At 59.1% G+C, this 20,572-nt stretch carries 22 protein-coding genes and 1 pseudogene; 12 read left to right on the forward strand and 11 right to left on the reverse strand.

The features are described 5' to 3' along the window. Positions 1-69: 69 nt before the first annotated feature. Both ACTQWD_RS01120 and ACTQWD_RS01125 read right to left on the reverse strand, forming a co-directional pair. A complete protein-coding gene (locus ACTQWD_RS01120; RefSeq protein WP_441554838.1) occupies positions 70-984 on the reverse strand; it encodes a ketopantoate reductase family protein in 915 nt (304 codons plus the stop codon). A gap of 116 nt (positions 985-1,100) precedes the next feature. Further along, positions 1,101-1,295 carry a hypothetical protein gene (locus ACTQWD_RS01125; protein WP_441559059.1) on the reverse strand — a complete coding sequence of 65 codons (195 nt, stop codon included), beginning with the start codon at positions 1,293-1,295 and terminating at the stop codon, positions 1,101-1,103. Positions 1,296-1,341: 46 nt separating this feature from the next. Between ACTQWD_RS01125 and ACTQWD_RS01130 the strand changes: the two genes are divergently transcribed. The 5 genes from ACTQWD_RS01130 (at position 1,342) to ACTQWD_RS01150 (ending at position 6,862) form a co-directional block, all read left to right on the forward strand. Next, positions 1,342-2,649, forward strand: coding sequence for an aldo/keto reductase (locus ACTQWD_RS01130; protein WP_441559060.1), 1,308 nt, complete (start codon positions 1,342-1,344; stop codon positions 2,647-2,649). Positions 2,650-2,744: 95 nt separating this feature from the next. Further along, positions 2,745-3,611 (forward strand): deoxyribonuclease IV, encoded by an 867-nt coding sequence (locus ACTQWD_RS01135; protein WP_441545520.1) that lies wholly within the window; start codon positions 2,745-2,747, stop codon positions 3,609-3,611. 147 nt (positions 3,612-3,758) lie between these two features. Further along, on the forward strand, positions 3,759-4,619 hold the full coding sequence (locus ACTQWD_RS01140) for an ABC transporter substrate-binding protein (RefSeq protein WP_441041007.1): 861 nt from the start codon (positions 3,759-3,761) through the stop codon (positions 4,617-4,619). Positions 4,620-4,810: 191 nt separating this feature from the next. Further along, positions 4,811-6,097: an ABC transporter permease subunit gene (locus ACTQWD_RS01145; RefSeq protein WP_427727793.1), complete on the forward strand. Its 1,287-nt coding sequence runs from the start codon at positions 4,811-4,813 to the stop codon at positions 6,095-6,097. Between the two features lie 12 nt (positions 6,098-6,109). Continuing rightward, entirely contained in the window at positions 6,110-6,862 is a 753-nt protein-coding gene (locus ACTQWD_RS01150) for an amino acid ABC transporter ATP-binding protein (RefSeq protein WP_441031648.1), read from the forward strand. A 155-nt stretch (positions 6,863-7,017) separates the two neighbouring features. Here the strand turns inward: ACTQWD_RS01150 and ACTQWD_RS01155 are convergent. Next, positions 7,018-7,116, reverse strand: a pseudogene (locus tag ACTQWD_RS01155) (flavodoxin domain-containing protein); the annotation flags it as partial. A 46-nt stretch (positions 7,117-7,162) separates the two neighbouring features. After that, complete coding sequence (locus ACTQWD_RS01160) at positions 7,163-7,342, reverse strand: DUF3793 family protein (RefSeq protein WP_441559061.1); 180 nt, start codon at positions 7,340-7,342, stop codon at positions 7,163-7,165. Between the two features lie 240 nt (positions 7,343-7,582). Here ACTQWD_RS01160 and ACTQWD_RS01165 point away from each other — a divergent pair, with 240 nt between their 5' ends. Continuing rightward, the gene (locus ACTQWD_RS01165; RefSeq protein ID WP_441559103.1) at positions 7,583-7,759 is read left to right on the forward strand and encodes a heavy-metal-associated domain-containing protein; all 177 of its coding nucleotides are present in this window, start codon (positions 7,583-7,585) and stop codon (positions 7,757-7,759) included. A 20-nt stretch (positions 7,760-7,779) separates the two neighbouring features. Here the strand turns inward: ACTQWD_RS01165 and ACTQWD_RS01170 are convergent, their stop codons facing one another. Together ACTQWD_RS01170 and ACTQWD_RS01175 are read right to left on the reverse strand one after the other, a co-directional pair. After that, positions 7,780-8,205, reverse strand: coding sequence for a hypothetical protein (locus ACTQWD_RS01170; RefSeq protein ID WP_441559062.1), 426 nt, complete (start codon positions 8,203-8,205; stop codon positions 7,780-7,782). After that, positions 8,198-9,769: a Y-family DNA polymerase gene (locus ACTQWD_RS01175; protein ID WP_441559063.1), complete on the reverse strand. Its 1,572-nt coding sequence runs from the start codon at positions 9,767-9,769 to the stop codon at positions 8,198-8,200. The genes ACTQWD_RS01170 and ACTQWD_RS01175 overlap by 8 nt, the downstream gene beginning before the upstream one ends. A gap of 214 nt (positions 9,770-9,983) precedes the next feature. On the opposite strand from ACTQWD_RS01175, the gene ACTQWD_RS01180 reads away from it, so the two are divergent. Both ACTQWD_RS01180 and pgi read left to right on the forward strand, forming a co-directional pair. After that, positions 9,984-10,508 carry an iron-containing alcohol dehydrogenase gene (locus ACTQWD_RS01180; protein ID WP_427727800.1) on the forward strand — a complete coding sequence of 175 codons (525 nt, stop codon included), beginning with the start codon at positions 9,984-9,986 and terminating at the stop codon, positions 10,506-10,508. Positions 10,509-10,707: 199 nt separating this feature from the next. Further along, positions 10,708-12,402 (forward strand): glucose-6-phosphate isomerase, encoded by a 1,695-nt coding sequence (gene pgi, locus ACTQWD_RS01185; protein ID WP_117817172.1) that lies wholly within the window; start codon positions 10,708-10,710, stop codon positions 12,400-12,402. 141 nt (positions 12,403-12,543) lie between these two features. Here pgi and ACTQWD_RS01190 read toward each other — a convergent pair whose 3' ends face one another. The 3 genes from ACTQWD_RS01190 to ACTQWD_RS01200 all read right to left on the reverse strand — a co-directional run bounded on the left by ACTQWD_RS01190 (position 12,544) and on the right by ACTQWD_RS01200 (position 15,412). Beyond that, complete coding sequence (locus tag ACTQWD_RS01190) at positions 12,544-13,848, reverse strand: VirD4-like conjugal transfer protein, CD1115 family (protein WP_427718552.1); 1,305 nt, start codon at positions 13,846-13,848, stop codon at positions 12,544-12,546. Then, complete coding sequence (locus ACTQWD_RS01195; protein WP_427718549.1) at positions 13,841-14,458, reverse strand: ATP-dependent Clp protease proteolytic subunit; 618 nt, start codon at positions 14,456-14,458, stop codon at positions 13,841-13,843. Before ACTQWD_RS01195 ends, ACTQWD_RS01190 begins: the two co-directional genes overlap by 8 nt. A 63-nt stretch (positions 14,459-14,521) precedes the next feature. Then, positions 14,522-15,412, reverse strand: a complete 891-nt coding sequence (locus ACTQWD_RS01200; RefSeq protein ID WP_427718547.1) for a hypothetical protein — start codon at positions 15,410-15,412, stop codon at positions 14,522-14,524. Positions 15,413-15,901: 489 nt separating this feature from the next. Here ACTQWD_RS01200 and ACTQWD_RS01205 point away from each other — a divergent pair, with 489 nt between their 5' ends. Both ACTQWD_RS01205 and ACTQWD_RS01210 read left to right on the forward strand, forming a co-directional pair. Then, positions 15,902-16,744 carry a Cof-type HAD-IIB family hydrolase gene (locus tag ACTQWD_RS01205; RefSeq protein WP_427747959.1) on the forward strand — a complete coding sequence of 281 codons (843 nt, stop codon included), beginning with the start codon at positions 15,902-15,904 and terminating at the stop codon, positions 16,742-16,744. Between the two features lie 64 nt (positions 16,745-16,808). Beyond that, positions 16,809-17,468, forward strand: coding sequence for an HAD family hydrolase (locus ACTQWD_RS01210; protein WP_338404326.1), 660 nt, complete (start codon positions 16,809-16,811; stop codon positions 17,466-17,468). 60 nt (positions 17,469-17,528) lie between these two features. Here ACTQWD_RS01210 and ACTQWD_RS01215 read toward each other — a convergent pair whose 3' ends face one another. Both ACTQWD_RS01215 and ACTQWD_RS01220 read right to left on the reverse strand, forming a co-directional pair. Continuing rightward, entirely contained in the window at positions 17,529-18,311 is a 783-nt protein-coding gene (locus ACTQWD_RS01215; RefSeq protein WP_441559064.1) for a TatD family hydrolase, read from the reverse strand. Positions 18,312-18,325: 14 nt separating this feature from the next. Then, positions 18,326-19,123 (reverse strand): tRNA threonylcarbamoyladenosine dehydratase, encoded by a 798-nt coding sequence (locus tag ACTQWD_RS01220; protein WP_154517356.1) that lies wholly within the window; start codon positions 19,121-19,123, stop codon positions 18,326-18,328. A gap of 300 nt (positions 19,124-19,423) precedes the next feature. Here ACTQWD_RS01220 and ACTQWD_RS01225 point away from each other — a divergent pair, with 300 nt between their 5' ends. Together ACTQWD_RS01225 and ACTQWD_RS01230 are read left to right on the forward strand one after the other, a co-directional pair. Further along, complete coding sequence (locus ACTQWD_RS01225) at positions 19,424-19,702, forward strand: autorepressor SdpR family transcription factor (protein WP_154517353.1); 279 nt, start codon at positions 19,424-19,426, stop codon at positions 19,700-19,702. Next, complete coding sequence (locus ACTQWD_RS01230; protein ID WP_441540608.1) at positions 19,695-20,396, forward strand: SdpI family protein; 702 nt, start codon at positions 19,695-19,697, stop codon at positions 20,394-20,396. Before ACTQWD_RS01225 ends, ACTQWD_RS01230 begins: the two co-directional genes overlap by 8 nt. Positions 20,397-20,572: the final 176 nt, after the last annotated feature.

Consider the following 20,572-nt stretch of genomic DNA (forward strand, 5'->3'; position numbering starts at 1 on the left):
CTTCGCGAGCGATGGGATCCTCGCGAAGGCCTGTCTGCTTACATTGCGCGCGTCGCCGTGCGGGCGAGGCTACCAGCTGCTTTCTATTTCGCGAATCCTCTGGTAGAGCCAATCGTTTTGCGGCACTTGGATATCGTGTTTGGCGGCCAGGCGGCAGATGGTGCCCGCGAACTCCTCGACTTCGGTTTTACGTTGTGCGATGCGGTCCTGCGCCATCGAGGGCATGCCGGCGGGGTCGATTCCCTCGATGAGGTGCACCATCTGCGTCAGGTCTGCCTCGGTAAGCTCAACGCCCTCGGCGTTGGCGACCGCAAGTGTCTCGCGCATGGCGGAAACAAAGCAGCGACGCTGCTCGGAGTCCTGTTCCGTGGCGCTCCCGTACGTGCCGCCGTAGGCCATGCAGGTCTGGTTGATGCCATCGTTGAGCATGAGTTTGGCCCACATGCGGTGCGCAATGTCGCTCTCGACGGTATGGGCGATGCCGCAGCGCGTGTAGAGCTCATCGATGGCGGTGACGGTTGCGGGCTCGGTGCCTGCTGCCGCGCCAAAGCGAATCTCGCCCGCATTGGTAAAGGTGAGCGCGCCGTTAAGGAATACGGCGTCCATGCCCTGGCAGATGCCCAGGACGGTGTGCTTCCAGCCAAAGCGCTCGGCTATTTTTTGCTCGCTCGTAATGCCGTTGCACAGCGAGGCGATGAGCGTGTTGGGTCCCACGACGCGCTCCATAGTCTTGAGTGCTTGGTTGAGCCCCGTCGTCTTGACCGTGAGAATGACCAGATCGGCGGGCGTTGCCTCGCTGGCGCGGACGGACTTGAGCGTGCAGGGTTTTCCGTTGACGGTGAGCGCATCGCCCACGTGGCGCTCGAAACGCGCGTCATCCATGACGTATTCGACGGCGTCATTGCCGAGGGCCTTGGCAATCATACTGCCGTAGAGCAGGCCGACGCCGCCCTTGCCGATAAAGGCGACCTTGTTGATCTGCATGTGAATCATCTCCTCACAAAAAGGCGCCCGCGTGCGGGGCGCCTGATGGATTGTATGCCGCTGGGGCATGTGGCGTACACCGGAGGCTGAATTTAGAAGAACAAATGCATGGGAACTTATGCCGCGGGGCAGATGGCAAAAACGCGCGCGGGATAACCAACGCCATCGCGCACCTTGGGGAAGGTGCAGAAGATGACGACGCCTGTGGCGGGAAGCTCGTCCAGATGGTCCATGACCTCGATCTGGTAACGGTCGACCGAGAGGATGTATTGTTCGCCGGGATAGGGGTAGGCATCCTCGCGTGTGGTCACGCTCGCCTCCTTTCATCGGGCTTTTTGCTGATGTTAAAGCGGTGCCGTGACAGCTCGATTTCTGCTGCGTTACGATACGTTCTCGATTGCGATTCCACGATGTTTCGGCCGCGTGACCATTGTGTTTCGCCTTGCCGGGGCGCTGATGGCGAAGGGAGGGGCCGTGCAATACCGCGTTGACCCCAAAAGTGGTAACCGAATATCCGCTCTCGGTCTGGGCTGCATGAGATTTCCCGGTGCGCCGGGACGCCCCGATGCGAAGACAGCCGATGCTATCATTTCCCGCGCCGTGGAGCAGGGGATAAATTACCTGGATACGGCTTATCTTTATCCCGGCAACGAGGCTTGCGTAGGCGCTTCGCTTGAGCGCTTGGGCCTGCGCGACCAGGTTTTGCTCGCGACCAAGCTGCCGCACGCCTCGTGCAAGTGCGCGGAGGATTTCGACCGTTTCTTTGATGAGCAGCTGCGCCGCCTGCGGACTGACCATATCGACTACTACCTCATGCACAACATCACCTCGCCCGCCCAGTGGGAACGTGTGGTGGCGTTGGGCATCGAGGACTGGATCGCGCGTCAAAAGGCGGCGGGGCGCATTCGCCAGATTGGTTTTTCGTATCACGGCAGCGCGGCGGATTTCCTGACGATGCTTGACGCATATGACTGGGATTTTTGCCAGATACAGTACAACTATGCCGGTGAGCGTTACCAAGCGGGAACGGCGGGGCTCATGGCCGCCGCCGAGCGAGGCCTCGCGGTGTTTGTGATGGAGCCGCTACTGGGCGGGCGTCTAGCAGGCAAGCTGCCCCCGCGGGCCCGCGCTGTGCTCGATGACGCCTGTGACCCGCATTTGCGCACCCCTGCCGCCTGGGGGCTTTCGTGGGTGTGGAATCATCCTCAGGTGACGATGCTGCTTTCGGGTATGACCGATACCGCGCAGGTGGATGAGAACGCGGCGTTGGCCGATCGGGCCCTGCCGGATTCGATGACAGCTACTCAGCTCGATGCCATCGCACGCGTGCTGGAGGAGTTTGAAAAATCGAATCGCGTGCCCTGCACGGGATGCGGCTATTGCATGCCGTGTCCTAAAGGCATCAATATTCCTGGGTGTTTTGCCGCCTACAACGCAAGCTATGCGCACAGCTGGTTTACGGGTCTATCGCAGTACTTTACGGCGAGTGCGGTGCGCACAAGCGAGCCCAAGTTGGTGAGCAATTGCGTCAAGTGCGGCAAATGCGCACGCCACTGCCCGCAGCACATCGATATTCCCGAGCGTCTCGACGATGTGCGCCGACGTTTCCAGCCTGGCCCCGTGACGGCGGTGCTTAAGGCCTTCGGCAAAACGCGCTCCTCATGACCCTTTTATAACTTGCGGTGGAATAGTTCCTGTTTGCGGCAGAATAAGGCATCAACAGGAACTATTTCACCGTAACTGATGAGGGGGAGCTGGGGATGCTGACGATTGGGTGTCACCTATCCACGACGAAGGGCTATCGGGCGATGGGGGAGACGGCACTATCCATTGGCGCCAATACCTTTGCATTCTTTACGCGCAACCCGCGCGGCGGCAAGGCGAAAGACCTTGACATGCATGACGTGGCGGCCCTACGCGAGCTTATGGAACAAAACGATTTTGGTCCCCTCGTGGCCCATGCTCCGTATACCTATAACCCCTGCTCGGCCAAAGAGCGGGCGCGCGAGTTTGCCCTGGAGGCCATGGCTGAGGATCTGCAGCGTCTGGAAGCGCTGCCCGGCAACTTCTACAATTTCCATCCCGGTGCGCATGTGGGACAGGGCTCCGACGCCGGCATTCAGATGATCGTCGACACCCTGTGCCAGGTGATGTTTGAGGGCCAGCAGACGACGGTGCTGCTCGAGACCATGGCCGGCAAGGGCACCGAGGTGGGCCGCAGCTTTGAGGAACTGGCGATCATCATCGAGGGCGTTGCTGACAGGCGCCCCGAGCTGTCGGCCAAGCTGGGCGTTTGCCTGGACACCTGCCATGTAAATGACGCCGGCTATGATATCGTCCAAGATCTTGACGGTGTGCTCGACGAGTTCGATCGTGTGGTGGGTATCGAGCGCCTGCGCGCTGTGCATATCAATGATTCCAAGAATCCCCGCGGTGCCCATAAGGACCGGCATGAATGCATCGGCAAGGGTTACCTCGGCAGCGAGGAACTTGGCGGTGGAATGCAGGTTATGCAGAATATTGTATCGAATAGCTGCCTGCGATCACTGCCATTCATTTTGGAAACGCCGAACGAACTTGCAGGTTATGCGGCTGAAATTAAACTATTAAGGTCATTGCAGCAGTAATGACTGTCATAAAGTGGAGTGTTCCATTCACGTTATGGGTTTGTTTCAATCAGTTTTCTAATTGCAGATTCTCTCACGCGGGTGCATAATAGCCCTCAGTTTTTGCAGGCCCCTGAATCACATGGGGCCATTGGAAGGAGACTGATTATGAAGCTGAAGAAGCTTGGCGCATTTGCCGCCACGGGCGCCATGGCGCTCGCCCTCGCACTGACGGGCTGCGGCTCGTCCAACGCCACCTCTGGTTCTGATGCCGGTTCCAGCAGCTCTGACGACGCTAAGGTCGAGAAGGTCGACGGCTCCAAGGAGTACGCGCTCGTCAAGGACGGTACGCTGACCGTCGGCACCTCTGCCGAGTACGCTCCGTTTGAGTACAAGGATGACAACGGCGATTATCAGGGCTTTGACCTTGAGCTCATCAAGGCTATCGGCGACAAGCTGGGCCTGGATGTCGAGTACGTCAACAACGACTTCGACACGCTCGTCCCCGGCGTCGCTTCGGGCACCAAGTATGACGTCTCCATTGCGGCTATCACCGACACGCCCGAGCGTGAGAAGGAAGTCGCTTTCTCCGATTCCTACTACATGGACGATCAGGCTATCGTGACCAAGGTCGATAACACCGACATCACGGCCGACAATTACAGCGAGAAGCTCAACAACGCCGACGCTACCATTATCGTCCAGTCTGGCTCGACCGCCGAGGCCTTTGCTCAGGAGAACTTCCCCAAGGCCAAGATCATCCCCTACAAGGACGCTACCGAGTGCTTCAGCGCCCTGCAGTCCGACAAGGGCGATGCCGTAGTCACCAACCGCTCCGTTGCCAGCCAGCTGACCGCCGAGCAGTTCAACACCTGCCACACGGTTAAACAGATCAGCACCGGCGAGGAGTACGCCATTGCCATCAACCAGGGCAATACCAAGCTCAAGGACGACATCAACCAGGCCATCAAGGACCTGACCGACGACGGTACCGTTGACGCCCTCATGGCTAAGTACAACATCAAGTAAACAGATACTTGATTGCGTTTGGGCCCTTTCCGTTTAGCGGAGAGGGCCTTTGCGCTTCTCTCGACGGAGAGTGTTTCCGTCTCTATTTGCCGGCAACTTCTACGATAGGAGCCACCTTGTCTCGACTGAACAAAGGGGCCGCTGGGCAGCGTTCTTCACTACCCGCCTTGCTCCAAAAGCTAGCCTGCGTCATGGCCGTGGCGCTCGCGCTGGTGTGCGTGGGGGCATCTGCGCCCTCGACTGCCCAAGCGCTTGAGACCGCAAAGATTACCGCCCGACCCAACACCGGTTCGGGCAGCGATGTGGTCGGCGGCACCGAGACACGCATTACCTGGGAAGTTCAGGCCGACGCCGACGAGGAGCTGAGCGGTCTTTCGCTGACGTTTGTCGACGGCACGACGTTTGGTACCGATGACACGCGATTGACGATGCTCTCGGGCGAGGACCTCATGGATCGCACACCCATGAAGCCCACGTGCACGGCTGATGGCCAGACGCTCAAGATCGACTTTGGCGAGACGGCGCCTGCCGGCGGCTTTTTCCGTGTCGAGGTGTACGGCGTGACCTTCCCCGTCGAAGGCGGCGACGAGGCCTTTAGCGGCACCTATACGCTCGCCGACGGTTCGACCAAGAAGATTTCCAAGATTCCTTCCGTCGAGATTAAGGGCGTGACGGCCTTCGATAACTTCCAGGCCGATCTTAAGGAACAGCCGTGGGTCGAGGCTTGGAATTCCAATATGTTCCTGCGTCTGTTCTTGAACCCGGTCATTTTGGTCCAGAGCCTGCCGGTCGTATTTAAGGGCTTCCTTATGTCGCTCTCGATCGTGCTTGTGGCGTTTCCGCTGGCAATCCCCTTTGGCTTTGCCTTGTCGCTCATGCGCATCTCCAAGTCGCGCATTCTGCGCTGTCTTGCCGGCATCTACGTGAATATCATCCGCGGTACGCCGGCGTTCCTGCAGATCTATATCGCGTTCTTTGGCTTGCCACTTGCCGGCGTCAAGGTGGACGACTACGTCTTGGGCGTTATCGTCATGGCCATGAACTCGTCTGCGTACCTGTGCGAGATCTTCCGTGCCGGTATTCAGTCGATTCCCAAGGGCCAAAACGAGGCTGCCCGCTCGCTGGGCATGAATGCCTTTCAGACGTTGCTCTACGTTATGATTCCGCAGACGTTCCGCAATGTCCTGCCTACGCTGACCAGCGAGTTTATCCTGCTTTACAAGGATACGTCGCTGCTCGCCGCCGTGGGCGTGGTCGAGATCGTCATGAATGCCCGCACCATCGTGGCGACGACGGGCTCCATCACGCCGTATGTGGTTGCCGCCCTGTTCTATCTGGTCATTACCCTGCCGCTTGCGCGCTTGGTGAGCGGTCTTGAGGCGAGACTTCTGGGGACGGCCGAAACCAAAAAGAAGCGTCCCACCAAGAGCGCCGGACAGGTTGTCGCGACACCCGCCGATCATATTGCAGGTCTGTAAGGAGGTTCTATTATGAGCGAAACCAATAACTCGAACGAGGTCGTCGTCAGCATCAAGAATCTCCAGAAGGCCTTTGGCGATAACGTGGTCCTGCGCGACATTGATCTGGATGTGCACAAGGGTGAGGTCGTCGTGGTCCTGGGCCCCTCGGGCTCGGGTAAGTCGACGATGCTTCGCTGCATTAACCGTCTTGAGGAGCCCACGAGCGGCTCGATTGTCGTTGAGGGCGTGGATGTGTGCGCCAAGGGCGTCGACCTCAATAAGGTGCGTACGCACTTGGGCATGGTGTTTCAGCAGTTCAATTTGTTCCCGCACCTGTCGGTCAAAAAGAACGTCATGCTTGCGCAACAAAAGGTGCTCAAGCGCAGCAAGGAAGAGGCCGAGAAGATTGCCGTCGAGGAGCTGAGCAAGGTCGGTCTGGCCGAGCGCATCGATTTTATGCCGAGCCAGCTTTCGGGCGGTCAACAGCAGCGCGTGGCCATCGCCCGCGCCCTGTCGATGAATCCGCACGTGATGCTCTTTGACGAGGCTACGTCGGCGCTTGATCCCGAGCTCGTCCGCGACGTCCTTGGCGTCATGCGCGATCTTGCGCGTGACGGCATGACGATGATCGTGGTGACGCACGAGATGGGCTTTGCCCGCGACGTCGCCGACCGCGTCGTCTTTATGGACGGCGGCGTTATCGTGGAGGAGGGCACGCCGAGCGAGGTCTTCGACCATCCCAAGAGCGAGCGCACCAAGGCGTTTTTGGGCAACATCTCGTAGCTGCTTTATGTGGCTGACATAGCAGAAAACGGGGCTGGATTTGGATCCAGCCCCGTTTTTGTTGGGATGCGAATGTGTTTTGGTGCAGAGCCGCGTATGGGCGGAGCTTATCGCCGTTAGGCGAGCTCGGCTCCAAGGGCGCGGCAGGCGGCCTCTGCCTCGGTGCCGGCTGACGCCGCGCCCTCGGCAACGAGGTCTGCCATGGCTTCGGTGTTGCCTGTGCCGCTCCAGTAGACGACTGCGATCTTGCTCATATGTTTTCCTTTCGGTTGTGTGGCGTGCGGCCGCGGTTTGTATGTTCTATCGGATTGCCTGGGCAAGTTTTGCGAGGCTGTGGCCCTGCTGGTAGATATGGGTGAGGTGCTGCGTGCAAGCGCGGTAGGATTCGAACGTCGCAAGCGCTTGCTCGACATTTGTGTAGACCTTCCAAGCTCCAAAGACCGCGTAGTTCTCGCCGCGCTGGACGATAAACTCGTGCACGTCGTCGTAGGGATATCCCAGGAAATAACCAATATGGACGATTTGCTCAACCCTGCAAACATCATTGTGCTTGCTGTAATTGCCGCCGGCTTATTTTTTGGATTCCGGCGTATTGTCGCATCGACGCATGGCACATGCTGTTGCGGCGATGGGGCGGGCAGAAAGAAGATCAAGAGGGTCGCGGTCGCGGACACCGATGTGTCTCACTATCCCTATAGCGATGAACTGCTTATTGGCGGTATGAGCTGCGGCGGCTGCGCGCAAAATGTGACGAACGCCCTCAACGCTCTCGATGGCATTTGGGCCACGGTGACGTATACAGACCACACGGCGTGCATCCGTTCTAAAAACCCGATCGATCGTGAGGTGCTTGAGGCTGCCGTGAGGGATGCGGGCTATTACGACATGAAGCCGTAGGGCCGGGCGTACGCTTGCGCTTAGGCTCGGCCGCGCAGCTCGATGTCTTGGATATCGTCGAAGCCGATGGCGATGTCTCGGAGTTTGAGCAGCTTGAACGCGGGGAGCACTTCGTCGAGAATGCCAGTGCGGCTGCGATAGCCGTATGTATCGTAATAAGTAACGCGCACCAAATCGCCGCGTTTGAGGCCCTTGAGCTTTTTTGAAAGCTCGAGGGCTTTTTCTTCCGTGAGTTCGCATTTGGGCTCAACAGAGATTTCTTGTTTGCGCACGAGCTCGTAGTATCCCGTGAGGGCGGCAAAGGGCATAAACTGCGCGGCGCGGTTGGCGCGAACGGCACCGTTAGCGGTGAGCCTGGGGTCGGCGGCGCGACGTCTTCCCTCGGGGTCCGCCAGGCGTTCAAAAGGTGTCGGCGGCCGCATCGGCTGTTGTTGGGCCTTAGGCACGGTGTCCTCCTACCTGATCGTTGCGTTCGCGTGCAGTGGCGCCGGCGGTAAAGCTTAATCCCTTGACTAGGGCGTTCTTGCCGTACTTGCCCTTCACGGCCAGAACGGCGCGGGCCAGGTCGCGCTCGCGTTCATCGGCCTTAACATCGCTAAACAGATCGATGGTGGCAAATTCCTCGGGCATGAGGTTGCCAAAGCCCAAATTGATGCGCTTGACCGGCCGTTTGGGATCGACGGTCTGCGCCCAGAGCTCATCGAAATAGCCCATGATCTTCTTAAACGAATTGGTGCGCTCGGGCAGCTTGCGCGAAGCGTTAGAGTGCGCAAAGAGCGCGGCATAGCCGCCACGCGGTTTGCCGCCATGCTCTCCCACAAAGATGCCGTCGATTGCCTGTGCCTCGCGCACCAGACGGCGTCGTTCGTCATCGCGCTGGACGGGCTTGGGTGCACGGGGTGCGAGCTCGGGGCCGGCGGTTGCGGCGGGTTCGATGCTCGACGTGCTCGAACGCAAATGTCCGCATCCGTCTACATATTGCGCTGTGCCGCTGGCGTCGAGGCGGCGTATGTCGGCGCGCTCGCTCGCGTAGCCCACAAAGAGCGAGATGCTGTCGCAGACCACGTGCTTATCGACCAAGTCCAGTACGGCGGCATCGACCATCTCGCGCAAGATGGTGTAGGCCTGCTCGTAGGCATAACCCTTCGAGAGCACTTGTCCTGTGGTGGTTGAAGTTGCCTGCGGGCGATAGGCCTGAATATCGGCGATAGTTGTCGGCTCGCGCCCAAAGGCGTGGTCGATGAGATACTCGGCATTGACGCCGAGTTCGTCGTAAAGCAGGTTTTCGTCGAGCGCGGCGACGCCCATCAGATCGTATACCCCGTACTTTTCGAGGCGGGCTGCCACGCCGGGGCCGATGCCCCAGATATCGGTGATGGGGCGATGGGGCCAGATCTCCTTGCGAAAGGTCTCGTCGTCGAGTATGCCGATGCGGCTGGGTACGTGCTTAGCGGTAATGTCGAGCGCCACCTTGGCCTGGAATAGGTTGGGGCCGATGCCGACTGTCGCCGTGATGCCGGTGCGCGCGAGGACCTCATCGCGCAGCATGCAGGCAAAGCTTTTGGCATTGGTATGGTAGAGCTCTAGATAGGGTGTCACGTCGATAAAGCACTCGTCAATTGAGTAGACGTGAACGTCTTGCGGACTGACGTATTCCAGGTAGATACCGTAGATCTGCGCCGACACCTCCATGTAGTGCTGCATGCGCGGTACGGCCTTGATGTAGTCGATGCCGTCGGGAATCTCAAACAGACGGCAGCGGTTGTGTATCCCGAGGTCTTTCATGGCCTGGGTAATGGCGAGGCAGATGGTCGTACGCCCGCGTGATTCGTCGACAACGACCAGGTGGGTGGTGAGCGGATCGAGCCCGCGGTCGACGCACTCGACGCTGGCGTAAAACGTCTTGAGGTCGATGCAGATATAGGTGTGACGCCCGTCCCCCACGCGTCCTCCCATCAAACACATGTTCTTATCGAATACATGTTCGATAATACCCGCTCGTCCGGACATCGTCAAAACCTGCCAAAAAGGGACAGGTTTATTTTGGTAGGTAAAACGCTTGACCGACCAAAACAAACCTGTCCCTTTTTGGCAGGTATGGTCGGGCGGTTGCATCGGGTTTTAACGCAGCTCTAAAGAGCGCGAAACAGCTCGGAAAACCTCGCTTCGTAGCATGAGCCTAACGATCGATACCACCATAAAGCACGGAAGGGTTGTGGGGATAATGGTCAACTATGGGTTTGGTATGCCGACGCGCCTTGTTGCGGATGGAGACGTGGCTCGCTGGTGTGGACGATTGGTCGCTCACTACGGCGGCACCAAGGCGCTGGTGGTGCTGGGTGGCGACAAACATACGCGCGATGAGCTTGTCTCGGCGGCGCTCGGCTCGCTTGACCGAGCTCTGCTCGAGCGCGTGCTTTTTCGTTGCGGCTCGGTTGAGGGCGACGGGGGAGACGAGCTGATCGACGAAGCTGTGGCCCTGGCGACCGACGAAGGCGTGGACTTTGTCCTGGCGATCGGCGATGCCGATACTGCTGGCTTTGCGCGCGAACTCGCGCGTCGCATGGCGGCGCTCGATGCCGGCGAAGACGGTTTTGTCCCTTATGGATGTATTGTCTCGGAGGGCAAAGTGCCTGCCGTCGTGGGGGCCGGTGAGGTTCCCGTTTTTGCCATCATCGCGCCCGAACTGCTTGAGGGCATTGGGTCTCCTCTGCGTGAGCTGCTCGGCAGCGTGTGCGCCGCGGCCTAATGTCTGCCATAAAGAGATGGGCTATTTTTGGTAGGTAAAGCGTTTGACCTGCCAAAATAAACCTGTCCCTTTTTGGTCGGTCGCCGTTTGGGGGCGGATTGGCAACGCTGGCTGATTACGGTCTTGACCTGCGCTAGAATAGGGGCATCTGATTATCCGGGCGCATGGAGGTTTGCGCCCGTATGTTGAGGAGGACTTTATGGCAACTGTTGCCGCACCTATCGACGCTACGTCGACCGCCGCTTGGAAGGCGCTCGAGGCTCATCAGGAGAAGCTCGAGGCCGAAGGTATCGACCTCAAGGCCTGGTTCGCTGCCGATGCAGAGCGCGTGAACAAGCTGAGCTTTGACGCCGGTGACCTGCACTTCGACCTGTCCAAGAACCTGGTGACCGATGAGACCGTCAAGCTGCTGTGCGATCTTGCCCGCGAGGTGAAGCTCGAGGAGCGCCGCGACGCCATGTTCTCCGGCGAGCACATCAACACCACCGAGGACCGTGCCGTCCTGCACACCGCGCTGCGCCGTCCGGCAAGCGAGAAGGGCCAGCTCATCGTCGACGGCCAGGACGTCGTCGCCGACGTGCACGAGGTCCTCGACCGCATGTACGCCTTTGCCGAGCGCGTGCGCTCCGGTGAGTGGAAGGGCGTTACCGGCAAGAAGATCGAGCATCTGGTGTCCATCGGCATCGGCGGCTCCGACCTGGGCCCGGTCATGGCTTACGAGGCTCTGCGCCCCTATGCCGACGCCGGTATCGACTGCCGCTATATCTCCAACATCGACCCCAACGATCAGGCCGAGAAGCTCAAGGGCCTGGATCCCGAGACCACGCTCGTGATTATCGTCTCCAAGACCTTCACCACGCTCGAGACCCTCACCAACGCTCGCGAGGTCAAGACCTGGATGCTCGAGCAGCTCAAGGCTCAGGGTGCCATCGACGGCTCCGATGAGCAGAACGCCGAGGCCGTGGCCAAGCACTTCGTTGCCGTTTCCACCGCACTCGACAAGGTCGAGGCCTTCGGCATCGACCCCGCTAACGCCTTCGGCTTCTGGAACTGGGTCGGCGGCCGCTATTCCGTCGACTCCGCCGTGGGTCTGTCGCTGATCGTCGTGCTCGGCCCCGAGCGCTTCCAGCAGTTCCTCGAGGGCTTCCACGCCATCGACGAGTACTTCTGCAACACCCCGCTCGAGAACAACGCCGTCGCGCTGATGGGCCTGCTCAATGTCTGGTACGTCAACTTCTTCGGTTCCAAGAGCCACGCCGTACTGCCGTACTGCCAGTACCTGCACCGTTTCCCGGCCTACCTGCAGCAGCTCACCATGGAGTCCAACGGCAAGCACGTCCGCTGGGACGGCAGCGCTGTGACCTCCGATACCGGCGAGATCTTCTGGGGCGAGCCCGGCACCAACGGTCAGCATGCCTTCTACCAGCTGCTGCACCAGGGCACTGTGGTGGTTCCGGCCGATTTCATCGCCTTTGCCAATACCGCCAACCCTGCGACCGATAGCGGTCAGGACGTGCATGAGCTGTTCCTGGGCAACTTCCTGGCCCAGACCAAGGCGCTCGCCTTTGGTAAGACGGCCGACGAGGTTCGTGCCGAGGGCACGCCCGAGCAGATCGTCCCGGCCCGTTGCTTTGAGGGCAACCGCCCGACGACCTCGATCTTCGGCGACACGCTGACCCCGTTCGCACTCGGCGAGCTCATCGCCCTGTACGAGCACATCACGTTTGTCGAGGGCACGGTCTGGGGCATCGACTCCTACGACCAGTGGGGCGTCGAGCTGGGCAAGCAGCTTGCCAAGCAGATTACCCCGGCCTTCCACGATGACGCCGCCAAGGCCGAGCAGGACGCTTCGACCCAGGCGCTCATCGAGTTCTATCGCGCGCATCGTAAGTAGTCGCTGCTGTTAACGCATCGCGCCTTATAGTCAGGGGCCCGTATCCTATCGGATGCGGGCCCCTTTGCTTTGCCGTAGTCCCGGGGCGCACGGCCTTTGTGGAACATCGCCGGGGCGCCGCGCGCCGCGAGAACCCTGCGCCTAGATCTCGGCCTCCGCATGGTCTCGCTGCGCCTCGGGCAGCTCCCCGTAGAGCGGATGGTCTTCGAGCCTAAAGCGCTCGACCTGTTCGGGAGTGTGGCCGCGCACAAAGAGCCACGAGCGATCGATCGGCGTCGCCATGAGCGTGCTGGGCAGCGCGTCGGCGCGTTCGGAAAACACCCGGGCACTCTCGGGATCCTGGAACGCCAGCACCAGATGCGTGTCGCAGTTGCCCATGATGGAGCGTGCGCGTGCCTCGCCATAGAGCGCATCGAGCTGGTTGGTCGACTGCAGCAGCAGCGTTGCCCAGATGTTGCGGCTTCGGATAATCGAGAGCACGTTGTCGATCTGGGGGATCTGCAGATTTGCGAAGTCATCGAGCATAAAGCGCACGGGCACGGGCAGGCTGCCGTCGGGCTGCCTATCGGCCTCACGAATGAGGCCCATAAACGCCTGCGAAATAAAGAGGCCGGTCAGCGGATCGAGATTGCGGTCAATATCGCTCACGGTTACAAATAGGGCGCAGGGGGTGTGTCCCATGGAAGCGAAGTCCACCTGATGGCACTCACGATAGAGCTGTGCCGCACCGTCGAATCCCAGACACATGACCTTTTCGGCAAGGATGCCGACGATGCTCGCGTGCATGCGCTCGGCATTTTGCGTAATGGCGTAGCGCCGCCATAGCGAGAGGGCATAGCTTTGGGGGTCGATTGTGATCAGGTCGTCAAACAATCGACCCGTGGCACCGTCCTGCAGGTGCTCGATCAGCTTGATGACCGAGCTGATCGTCTGCTCGTCGGCGGGTAGCTGTTCGGTGACGTAGGCGATAAGACACGACAGCAGGTTTGCCGCCGCATGATCCCAAAAAGGCTGGTTGTTGTCCTCGATGGGGCAGATGGCCTTTGCCACCGAGAGGATGTCCTGCTGGTTGGGCCTGCCGTCCGCCTTGCGGCGAATGTGCCTCAGGGGGTTGTAGCCGCAGCGCTCGATGCCGGGCGCAAGGGCCGGGACGGTGTTGAGGTCGGCGAAGTTGAGACATTGCACGCGGTAGCCGTGGGCTGCCAGCACGGGTCCCACTTCGCGACAGAGCGTGCCTTTGGTGTCGAGCACGATGTAGCTTGCGTTCATTTGCAGCAGGTTGGGCTTGAGGACGTTTCGGGTCTTGCCGGCTCCCGAGGGGCCGATCACAAGTGCGTTGTTGTTGAGTCCCGTTTGGCGGGTGTCGCAGGAAAGCATTCGATCCTTGGCGAGGATGGTGGACGATGCGGACTCAGATGCGGCGAGGCGGCTGGTGAGGTTAGACATGGGCGACCTCCTTGGTGGTCGAGAGGATTTCGTGGGCAAAGCCGAGCTCGACGGCGCGCTCGGCCGAAAGGTAGGTGTCTTTTGCGGTGAGGGACTGGATGCGCTTGGGCGTGAGGCCGCTGCGGTCCGAGAGGATTTGCGTGAGGGTCTTGCGGGTCTGCATGAGACGCCGGCTGGTTTCCTGCAGCGCAAGTGCCGAGCCGCCTGCCCCCTGGGGGATCAGCGGGTCGTGAATCATGAGCTCTGCATGGGGCGCCATACGGCGATCGTCGCCGCCCATAAAGATCACGGCGCCCATGGACGCGGCGAATTCCAGGCAGACGGTGCGGATGGGGCACGATGCGAGGCGCATGGCGTCATAGATCGCAAGACCCGATCGCACGCTTCCGCCGGCGCTGGCGACAAATATGGTGATGGGGCGGCTGGGGTCGGCGGCATCGAGCAGGCGGATCTGCTGGCATAGGTCGTGGGCCATCGGGGTTTCGATGTTTCCCATGACGGAGAGCTCGCGACGGGCGAGCATCTCATCGTAAATGCTGGTGAGCGTGATACCTCGGGCGGATTCACGCATGGTGAGGGGGCTGATGATGGGGGAATGATTGGTGTCCATGAGGACTCCTTTCTGTTGGTTGTGTTGTGGAATAGGATTGTTGCCCGCGGAGGGGCTGGCGGGCTACAGGGTTCGTCCGAGCCTGAGATCGAGCTCGGTTGTGGGGCAGGCTGCCTGTTCGTACGGCTCGCAAGCGCCAAGGGCTCCAAAGCGATGGAGCGTTGCGACGGGCGTGGTGTAGGCGAGCCGCAGCTGATGCTCGACAGGGGCACATCCGTCATTTTTGTAATGAGCCGCGTAGTACTGCGCGATGCTGGCGTTCATCTCGCTGCCATTGCGATGGCGCTCAAACTGGCGTCTGCAGGTCTCGATGATCTTTGCTACCGACTTGGGTGCCGTCGCGGGAACAAGGGCGAGATAGCCCTCAAATAGCTCGTTGATGCTCAGGAGGCACAGCAGGTCGATCAGCGTCCTTATGGCTGCTCCCTCGGCGGAAAAGTGCGCGGTCATGCGGTTATATCGGTTGCGGTCGACGATGGCCGCATGGGGTCTTGGAGTTTTCTGCCCCGTGGTCCCGGGCTTTTGCCGCGCCTGTGTATTGAGCTCGACGTTGCAGCGCTTGAGGCCGTCCAACGGAAGGAACAGTGCGGTGCGCAGGGTGTTCCGCTTGCTTTCGAGTTCATGACGCTCGTCGGGTTCCCATTCGAGCTTGAGTTTCGTGTCGAGCGCCGTAAGCATATGGGCTAGGCAGCCTACGGCAAGAACGTACGAATCGTTGCCGCGTTTTGGGGCATAGGGGTCTGTCAGCTTGCGAATGTCGGGGTCGCCCATGATCTTTGTGCAGCGCTTCAGCAGTTGAGGGTGGTCGGCCAAGATCGTCGCGAGCGGTAGCGACGCGTAGTTCTTGATGGTCGCGGCGGCAAAGGCGGCGTCATATTCGTTTGCATATGCTCGCTCAATGCGGGCATCCAGAATGCTTTTCTTATCGCCGTCTTCAGCGTGGTGGTTTGTCATAGCTTCTCCAATCGGTTGATGTTCGTGCTGTTTGTTGATGTGTTGGTTGTCGTGAGTGATGTGCTTGCCGTGGGTGATGTGCTGACGTTGGGGTGCTATGCGGTTTTCAATGAGCCCGTGAGACAGTTGCTGCAGGGGCGGGATGGAACGGCCCATGCAAGGCGGAAGGCATCGTGCTCAAAATCGAGACAGCAATGCCCTAGGTGCCTCACATGTGGCAGTTACCTCATTAAGTTGTCATTACGTTTGGGGTTGTACTTTGCCGATCTTCCTTCTCTTACACGCTAAAACTCAAACTTCATATGCTCGATCTACTTAAAACCGCAACGGCGGTCTTTTATCAACTTATATGTCGGAACGCGTCTTTGCAAGTACTTTTTTGCCTTTGTTTCAAATGGGGTGGTTTTGCAACCGTCATACGTGCGCTGTGCGAACGTGCCCCGGCTCGGATAAGATAGTGCGCGATAAAAACGATGCAAGGAGGCGCATATGGCAATCAAAGCCATCGCAATGGATATCGACGGTACGCTCACCAACGACCAAAAGGTCATCAGCCCGCGTACGCGCGAGAAGCTGCTCGCGGCGCAGGAGTCGGGCATTAAGCTCATTTTGGCTTCGGGCCGTCCCGCATGGGGGCTGCACGCCTTGGCGCAGGAGCTCGACCTTCATAACCATGACGGTCTGCTGGTGGCCTTTAATGGCGCTCACGTCGTCGATGCCCAGACCGACGAGGTACTGTTCGATCAGGCTATGCCTGCCGATGAATTGCATCGCCTGATTGATCATCTGCGCAATTTCGACGTGATCCCTATGATTTCGCTCGGTCGCGATCTGCATGTCGAGGATTCGTACCGCTGCATGATTACGCTGCCGGATGGCTCGCAGAAAAACATCGTCAAATACGAGCGCGACGCGTGCGATCTTAAGATTCGCGAGGTGGAGAGCCTGCATGAGGTCGTGGACACTTATCCCGTGGACAAGCTGCTCACTGCGGGCGACCCGGCCTATCTGCAAGCGCATCACGAGGAGATGTATGCGCCCTTTACTCAGACGCTTTCGGGTATGTTTACGGCCGACTGGTACTTTGAGTTTACGGCGTCCGGTATCGACAAGGCCCGCGCGCTCGAGGGTGCCCTGCCCAAGCTCGGCATCGATGCCAGCGAGGTCGTCTCTTTTGGCGACGGCCAGAACGACAAGTCCATGATTGAGTGGGCCGGCACCGGTGTTGCCATGGGCAACGCGGTTGACGAGGTTAAGGCCGTGGCCCAGATGGTGACTGCCAATAACAACGAAGACGGCATTGCGGTGGCGCTGGATAAGCTGCTGGGTTAGAATCGCCGATTAATGCATGGTTCGGGCGCCTGCTTACAGGCGCCCTTTTGTTAGGGAGGGTGCCGTGTCCGCATTTCCGTTCGACGCCGTTATCTTTGACATGGACGGAGTCATTGTCGATACCGAGTATTACTACCTGGGCGAGACTGCCGCGTTTGCCAAGGAGCTTGGGCTTAACCTGACTCAAGAGGAGTTGAACGGGCAGGTCGGTACCTCACATCAGTTCTTCCTGCATATGCTGGTCGATTGGTTTGAGCGCGCCGGTAAGGGGCATTTCACTGGCGAGGAAGCGTTGGCCCGTTGGGACGAGTGGGCGCATAAGCGTCCGCGCGACTATCAGGCTTTGATTAACCCAGGCGCCGTGGATACGATTCGAGAGCTGCCGCGCCGCGGCGTTCGCGTGGCGCTTGCCAGCTCGTCTCCCATGGATAGCATCGAGGAAGTGCTCAATGCGTGCGGGCTGTCGGATGCCTTTGAGTATGTGGTGAGCGGCGAGCAGTTTAAGGAGAGCAAGCCCGAGCCCGACATCTACCTGCATGCGCTGGACCTGCTGGGACTGCCCGCGAATCGCTGCTGCTGCGTTGAGGATTCGGTGCCTGGTATCACTGCCGGCAAGCGAGCCGGCCTGACGGTCATTGCCAAGCGCGAGGAACGCTTCGGCTTTAGCCAAGATGCCGCGGACAAGATTATCGACCAGCTGCCGGAGCTGCTGGAGCTTGCGTAGGACTTGGACGGCACGTCTACCGTCATAATGGTATCGTTGTCGTCTTTTTGCCCACAGGGGTTAGCGAAGGCCAAAAATAGAGTGTGCATTTGTTAAAACTGCCGATTCGATACGCTTTGCGTCACAATTTTTGAGCGAGGCGATGCGCATCGAGGTCCTTGTGAGCGATTTGATGAGCGACTGCGCGCTTGTTTCTGTGTTTGCCTCCGCTGGTGCATCGGTTTCAAGCAGTAAGCGGTCGAGCGGAATCTGTCGTACGTATTCGCGTCCTCGTTTAGACGCGAGCATGCGTTCGTTGACAGAAAAATAGCAGCCCACATTACGCGCGCGGACGAGTTCGTCCGAAGTGCCGCTAAACCAGTGGAAGATGATAGCGGGGGAGTCGGGGTTTGGGATGAGTAGACCATGCGATTCGAGGACGTCCAGTACGGTTCCTGCCGAACGAACGGCGTGAATCGATATTACGCGCCCGGCAAGAGGACACTGCACGAGCGCATCGCAGAGCCGGTCAAGTGCCTGCATTTGAAGCGGTTCGCTTCCGGCAAAGCGCGCGGAAAAGTCGAGTCCGACTTCGCCGATATAGCGCTCTTGGGCAGCAACTTTGCAAAGCAGATTGATTTCGGCAGGACCGCAGCGGCCGTCGGCGAGCCACCAGGGATGGAGGCCAACGCCCGCGATAATGTTTGGGTAACGGCTGGCCCGCTTTTTTGCTGCCGCGAAGTCGCGCGGGTCGACCCCGCAATCAAAGACCCCCAGTCCTATAGCCGCAGTTTCGTCGGCAACAGCATTCGGGTAAGCCATCAAATCAAGATGGCAGTGTGCATCAAATAACCGGGGCTCCATCTCGGCGCACTCCGCTAGTCCAGGCGCTGGCCATCGGCGCGCACGCGCTCGGTGCCGCGGCCACTGATCTGGCGGATAACCTCGCCGGCAATCATCTGACCCATGATGGGCGGCATAAAGCTGGCGGTTCCGAGCTCGGTACGCTCGTGGATGTTGGAAGGGTCGCGGGGCTGTGTCTTAACCGATTCCTCGCAGCTAAACAATACATGTAGGCTCTTGATTCCGCGCTTCTTACATTCTTTGCGCATAATGCGGCTCATGGGGTCACGTACCGTATCGAAGATGTCGGCAAAGCGGAGGCACTCGGGATGGAGCTTGTTGGCCCCGCCCATGGAGCTAACCAAACGAATGTCGTGGTCCTGAGCATATTTGGCAATGGTGAGCTTGGCCGAGATGGTGTCGATGGCGTCGACGACGTAGTCGAGCTTGCCGTCCGTCTGCTCAAAAACGCTCGCAAAGAACTCGTCGATGTTGTCGCTCAACAGGTATTCGGTGCGCTTGATAACGGTGGCGGCGGGATTGATATCGCGAATCATGGCTTCCATCACGTCTACCTTGCGCTTGCCGACGGTGCTGTGGAAGGCGATGGCCTGGCGATTGATATTACTGGGCGCGATGATGTCCTTGTCCAGAATGACGAAATGACCGATGCCGCCGCGGGCGAGTGCCTCGCAGCAATTGGAGCCCACACCTCCGCAGCCGAGCACCAGCACCGTAGCATCGGCGAGCTTATCGAGTGCCTCGCGGCCCATGATGATCTCGAGCTTGGTGTCGCGTGTCTCGATTGCGGCTGCGGCAACGGTTTCGGTCATAAATATCCTCCGATGGGGAAGCGAATCGTGTTTTAGCTATCGCCATTATAGGTATTATCACGATTCCATTTGAACCCTTGGGGTTTGTTGAAATGGGATCGGGATTCGCATAAGATTGAAGCAGATGGCGCCCGTTGCCGCGGGTTAGCCAACTCCGAAACACGTTTATGGCGTGAGAAGTGGCCGTCTTCGCATTACGCGGGGGCGGCTATTTTTTTGAGTATAAGATTAGATAATTAGACAAACATTTAAATATCGAGTATAGTGTGCGCGTCGAACGAAATACTGAGAGGAGGTCCTATGCCGGGAGAGGGTTTTAAAGCGCTGGCCGATCCTACGCGGCGGCGCATTTTGGAACTACTACGCGAGGGCGACCGCACGGCTGGGGAGCTTGCCGAGCATTTTGACATCAGCAAGCCATCATTGAGCCATCATTTGGCGACGCTCAAAAACGCCGGGTTGGTGACCGATGAACGTCATGGCCAAAACATCGTTTACAGCTTAAACACCACCGTCATGCAGGACTTGATCGGTTGGTTTATGGGCTTTACAAACACTGAAGGTGATAAGGATGAATAACGAAAACAAGGGCATTCACGCCACGGGGGTATCGCCACGCGTGTGGATCGCGCTGGTCGCTCTGTGCGTCGCCAATATCGTAGCGCACCTTATGGTGATGCCGAGCTTGCCTGCGCAGATTCCCACGCACTGGGGCGCGAACGGCGTTGACGGTTGGGGTCCCAGCTGGATGGCCTCCGCGCACGGCGTGCTGCCCCTGGTGCTTCTCGCAATGTTCTGCGTGGTGCCGCGCATCGATCCCAAAGGTGAGGCATATCGAGCCTCGGGCAAGTTCTATCAGGGCTTCGTAATCGCCTTCACCCTGTTCATGTGCGCCATAAGCTGGCTGGGAGAGCTTACGGTCTGGGGCGTGGTGCCGGCGGTCGGTTCGGTCAACGTGCTGATTTCCGGTGCTGTCGGTTTGCTGTTCATTGGCGTAGGCAACTACTTGCCGCGTGTGAAGCAGAACTATACGCTCGGTATCAAGACGCCCTGGGCGCTTGCCGATCCCGAGAACTGGCGCCGTACGCAGCGTTTTGGCGGTGCCTGCTTTATGGTGCTGGGTGTTGGTCTGATTGTGATGGGCGTTGCGGGTAGCGTGCTTTCAAGTGAAGTTGTCGCCGCGGTGATTGCGGTTCTGGCGTTTGGTTCGGTCGGAGTCGTCTACGTCTACTCGTATCTGCTGTGGCGCAAATCGCAGCGAGCCGCTCGTTAAGGTTGCGGAAAACTAGCGTACGCAGTTCATAGTATGTTCCGGGGGACTTTTCCCAGGTAGTATTAGGGGGTGTGGGTAACCGTGCCCCTTTTTCGTTACGTTTTAGAGCTGGTTTTCTCATCTCGTTTCCACTAAAGCGAAACAAGAATAGGGAAACAGCAGGTAGAAAGGATAAA

The organism is Collinsella sp. LCP19S3_B6, assembly GCF_052121815.1.
In the GTDB taxonomy this organism is placed as follows: Bacteria; Actinomycetota; Coriobacteriia; order Coriobacteriales; family Coriobacteriaceae; genus Collinsella.

Coding starts and splice junctions, on each gene's coding strand:
- ACTQWD_RS01120 (WP_441554838.1), bottom strand. CDS start 984: ATGCAGATCAACAAGGTCGCCTTTATCGGCAAGGGCGGCGTCGGCCTG.
- ACTQWD_RS01135 (WP_441545520.1), top strand. CDS start 2,745: ATGCTGACGATTGGGTGTCACCTATCCACGACGAAGGGCTATCGGGCG.
- ACTQWD_RS01140 (WP_441041007.1), top strand. CDS start 3,759: ATGAAGCTGAAGAAGCTTGGCGCATTTGCCGCCACGGGCGCCATGGCG.
- ACTQWD_RS01145 (WP_427727793.1), top strand. CDS start 4,811: ATGGCCGTGGCGCTCGCGCTGGTGTGCGTGGGGGCATCTGCGCCCTCG.
- ACTQWD_RS01150 (WP_441031648.1), top strand. CDS start 6,110: ATGAGCGAAACCAATAACTCGAACGAGGTCGTCGTCAGCATCAAGAAT.
- ACTQWD_RS01165 (WP_441559103.1), top strand. CDS start 7,583: ATGAGCTGCGGCGGCTGCGCGCAAAATGTGACGAACGCCCTCAACGCT.
- ACTQWD_RS01175 (WP_441559063.1), bottom strand. CDS start 9,769: ATGTCCGGACGAGCGGGTATTATCGAACATGTATTCGATAAGAACATG.
- ACTQWD_RS01180 (WP_427727800.1), top strand. CDS start 9,984: ATGGTCAACTATGGGTTTGGTATGCCGACGCGCCTTGTTGCGGATGGA.
- pgi (WP_117817172.1), top strand. CDS start 10,708: ATGGCAACTGTTGCCGCACCTATCGACGCTACGTCGACCGCCGCTTGG.
- ACTQWD_RS01190 (WP_427718552.1), bottom strand. CDS start 13,848: ATGTCTAACCTCACCAGCCGCCTCGCCGCATCTGAGTCCGCATCGTCC.
- ACTQWD_RS01195 (WP_427718549.1), bottom strand. CDS start 14,458: ATGGACACCAATCATTCCCCCATCATCAGCCCCCTCACCATGCGTGAA.
- ACTQWD_RS01200 (WP_427718547.1), bottom strand. CDS start 15,412: ATGACAAACCACCACGCTGAAGACGGCGATAAGAAAAGCATTCTGGAT.
- ACTQWD_RS01205 (WP_427747959.1), top strand. CDS start 15,902: ATGGCAATCAAAGCCATCGCAATGGATATCGACGGTACGCTCACCAAC.
- ACTQWD_RS01215 (WP_441559064.1), bottom strand. CDS start 18,311: ATGGAGCCCCGGTTATTTGATGCACACTGCCATCTTGATTTGATGGCT.
- ACTQWD_RS01220 (WP_154517356.1), bottom strand. CDS start 19,123: ATGACCGAAACCGTTGCCGCAGCCGCAATCGAGACACGCGACACCAAG.
- ACTQWD_RS01225 (WP_154517353.1), top strand. CDS start 19,424: ATGCCGGGAGAGGGTTTTAAAGCGCTGGCCGATCCTACGCGGCGGCGC.
- ACTQWD_RS01230 (WP_441540608.1), top strand. CDS start 19,695: ATGAATAACGAAAACAAGGGCATTCACGCCACGGGGGTATCGCCACGC.